The organism is Streptomyces sp. NPDC002785, assembly GCF_040295565.1.
Taxonomy (GTDB): Bacteria; Actinomycetota; Actinomycetes; order Streptomycetales; family Streptomycetaceae; genus Streptomyces.
In genome coordinates this window covers 1-3,354 of sequence record NZ_JBEOVN010000362.1, presented here as the reverse complement: position 1 = coordinate 3,354, position 3,354 = coordinate 1, and the positions used below count along the sequence as shown (strand labels likewise).

Sequence of the window (3,354 nt, the reverse complement as noted above, 5' to 3'; positions counted from 1 at the left end):
ATGGAGTGGCCCATGACGTCGCCCACGACCAGGGCGACCCGGCTCCCGGGCAGCGGGATCGCGTCGTACCAGTCCCCGCCGACCCGGGCCGTCTCAGCCGCGGGCAGGTAGCGGGAGCTCGCGGCCGGCGGCGACGCAGCCTGTCGGCGTACGCCTGGCCGAACTCGGCACACCAGCGGCGCACCGTCTCATGCGAGACGATCACGCCGCGCTGGGGCATGAGCTCTTCGACCTCGCGGAAGCTGAGAGGAAAGCGGAAGTACAGCCACACGCAGTGCGAGATCACCTCGACGGGGTACCGGTGACCCTTGTACGACGGCGGTGCGCTCCCCACGAACGATCCCCCTCCAGGATGCTCCACCTGAAGATCATCCCACCCCGCCAGCTAACGTGACAGCGCCGTCAGCAGACGACTTTCGGAATCTGACACGATCCCGGAAATTAGAGCCGTCACTCGCGGAATCTGCGAGTTGCTGCGGAGATCCCACACCAACGAGTGAAGGGCTATCGTGCAGCGATCTAGCTGCTGACATGCGGCTCCGCCAGGTCACGCAGCCTTGAATGAACCCGCACGTACTCCACTAATCTGCTCCAGCGCGCCCTGACGGCAGCGCCCTGACGGCAGCGCCGGGCGGCAGTGCTGCGAGGCGAGCGTTTTCGGGACGCGCAGGAAGCGCCGGAACGCGGCCAACGCGCCCTGTGGAGCGGGATACTGGTGTCTTCTGCAGACGGGGCGACCAGGGGGCGCATCAGTGAAATCTGCGGGAAGGACGGGTCGTTGGGGTGTGGGCGGCGGGCGGGGCGCGCGGCATGCGGTCGTCGTGGGCGGGAGCCTTGCGGGGCTGCTCGCGGCGCACGTCCTCGCCGGGCACGCCGACCGGGTGACCGTCGTCGAGCGCGACCGGTTCCCGGACGGCACGATGGCGCGGCCCGGTGTACCGCAGGGCCGGCATCCACATGTCCTGCTGGAGGGCGGGCAGGTGGCCCTGGAGTCGCTGCTGCCGGGCTTCCTGGCACAGCTGCGGGCGGCGGGTGCACCGCGTGTGGGCCTGCCGTCGGACCTGGTGCAGAGGCAGGACGGGCGCTGGTTCCGGCGGCTGCCCGCGACGACGCACATCTACACGGGTTCCCGCGCGCAGCTGGAGGAGCTGGTGCGACGGCGCGTCCTCGCCAATCCGATGATCAGCGCGGTGGAGGGGGCCGATGCCGTCGGGCTCCTCGGTGACGCCTCGCGCGTGCGGGGCGTGCTGCTGCAGGACCGCTCCGGCGACGCCCGAGGGGAGCAACGGGTCCTCGAGGCCGACCTGGTCGTCGACGCCTCCGGCAGGGGTACGAAGGCCCGGCAGTGGCTCACGGCGATCGGGGCCGAGGCCCCGCACGAGGAGACCATCGACACGGGTCTCGCGTACGCCTCCCGCGTCTACCGCGGCAGGAGCGGCGTCCTCGACGGCGACACCTGCGGCTACTACGTCTACCCCAGCCCCGCCCAGGTCCACGGTGGTGGCGCGCTGCCCTTGGAGGACGGCACCCATCTGGTCATCGTCTCGGGGCTGCGCGGTGACGAGCCGCCCACGGACGACGACGAGTTCGTGACGTACACCAAGAAGAGGCTGCCGCATCCGCTCCTGCACCAGTGGCTGGACGAGGCCGAACCTCTCTCACCAGCGTTCGGCCACCGTCGGACCGCGAACATCCGCCGCCGCTACGACCTGCCCGGCCGCCGCCCTGCCGGATTCCTCGCCACCGGCGACGCCCTGTGCACCTTCAACCCGATCTACGGGCAAGGCATGGCCGTCGCCGCGATGAGCGCCCTCGCCCTGCGCGACGCACTGGCCGATCCGCGCCGGATCCCCACGACGCGGCGCGTGCAGCGGGCACTCCTCGCCGCGTCCCGGCAGGCGTGGGACATCTCCGCCGGAGCGGACCGCAACATGCCGGGCGCGGTGGGCACTGCGGCAGCCGTCGGACCGGCGGACCGCGTCGCCGACTGGTACCTGCAGCGTGTCCTGGAGCGCTACCCCGGCGACCCCGTAGTCGGGCCCGCCTTCCGCTCCGTACTGACCCTCCGCACACCCGTCACCACCCTGTTCGCCCCGCCCGTGGCCCGGGCCGTCCTCCTCTGCCCGCCCGCCCCGACGCCCACCGAGCCGCCAACGGCACCAGAGGAACCGGGGGTCTGAGCGAAGCCGGCCGCTGACGGCGGGCTCTTCCTCGTCGACGCCCAGGGCATGTTCCCGATCGCCTGGGCGGAGCGGACCGCGGAACTGCTTCCGCACTGGCAGGCCTGCGGGCGGCCGCCGGTCCTGATCTGCGACGGCCCCCTGCCCCCGGCTCCCTGCGCGAACTGGCCTCGGCGGGCGTGCCGTTCCTGACCGGCGTACGGCCGCTGCGCGGCGATCCGGTCACCCGGCTGCCCTGGCGTACGCCGCTGTGGACGGGCACCGCGCAGCAGCTGCCGGACCCGCGACTGGCCTCCAGTCGCCCGCCTACGGCGTTCCTTCCCCGGCCCCCGACAGCGGAGAGAACCCCCAATGCTGCCCTCGTCAGCCACCCGGCCGACGAGGTGCGCCGCGCCAGTCGCGAGACTCTGACACACCACATCGCCGACGGGGGACCACACGCGCGCATCGTCGACCGTCGACACGCCCTGAGCGATACCGCACTCTGACCCGGGGCACGGAGAGCGCCTCGCCCGCCGCCGGTGCCACGTGCTCGTCCCGCATCCGGGACAGGGCGCGCGCATCCCGGCGCGTGGCGGCGCTGCTGAAAGACGTCGTTTCTGATGGCGCCCTCGCCGCTTGATCGTTTCTGCGGTCACCCACAAGGGTGAGTTCGCCGCCTGGGCGTTCCCACTGAGCAGGAGCCGCCGGTACGACTACGACATGACGAAATCTCTTGTGGCGAGCATCGCCGTTGTCACACTCGCGTTCGGGGCCATCACGCTCGGCTCGACAGCACACGCAGCGGAGGCCCCCGTCGTCGCAGCGGCGTGCGATGCCAGCGGTCCCCACACCGACTTCAAGGGCACCGACATCCGCATGCGCAACAAGCCGGGCGGGGACGAGGTCGGGTGGGCCAGCCAGGGCGACTGCGCGTACTTGATGCAGACCGATCCCGGTCCCCGGATCGATTGCCCGGACGGCTCCAACACGACCGCCTGGCATTTGGTGCGGAACGAGCGCACTGGCGTGGTCGGCTACGTTTCCGCCTGTTTTCTCTAAACGGCCTGCCTCATCAGGGCTGTCTGGCCACCGCCTAACTTGACTCTGAAGCTTCTATAGATCGTCAAGCTGCAGGAGACGGCCCGGGTGCGCCGGTGAATGCGCTGGTGAGGTGGCGGTAGACCTCTCGCGC

3 protein-coding genes and 1 pseudogene are annotated in these 3,354 nt (G+C 71.1%); 3 read left to right on the top strand and 1 reads right to left on the bottom strand.

Translation table 11 applies throughout. The features are described 5' to 3' along the window. Positions 1-121: 121 nt before the first annotated feature. Positions 122-334 (bottom strand): annotated as a pseudogene (locus ABTZ94_RS36920) (IS6 family transposase); the annotation flags it as partial. A 487-nt stretch (positions 335-821) separates the two neighbouring features. Between ABTZ94_RS36920 and ABTZ94_RS36915 the strand changes: the two are divergent. From ABTZ94_RS36915 to ABTZ94_RS36905, 3 genes are all read left to right on the top strand, one after another. Beyond that, positions 822-2,180 (top strand): NAD(P)/FAD-dependent oxidoreductase, encoded by a 1,359-nt coding sequence (locus tag ABTZ94_RS36915; RefSeq protein WP_351207740.1) that lies wholly within the window; start codon positions 822-824, stop codon positions 2,178-2,180. 179 nt (positions 2,181-2,359) lie between these two features. Then, the gene (locus tag ABTZ94_RS36910) at positions 2,360-2,668 is read left to right on the top strand and encodes a hypothetical protein (RefSeq protein WP_351207738.1); all 309 of its coding nucleotides are present in this window, start codon (positions 2,360-2,362) and stop codon (positions 2,666-2,668) included. A 130-nt stretch (positions 2,669-2,798) separates the two neighbouring features. Further along, positions 2,799-3,221 carry a hypothetical protein gene (locus ABTZ94_RS36905; RefSeq protein WP_351207736.1) on the top strand — a complete coding sequence of 141 codons (423 nt, stop codon included), beginning with the start codon at positions 2,799-2,801 and terminating at the stop codon, positions 3,219-3,221. The last annotated feature ends 133 nt before the right edge of the window (positions 3,222-3,354 follow it).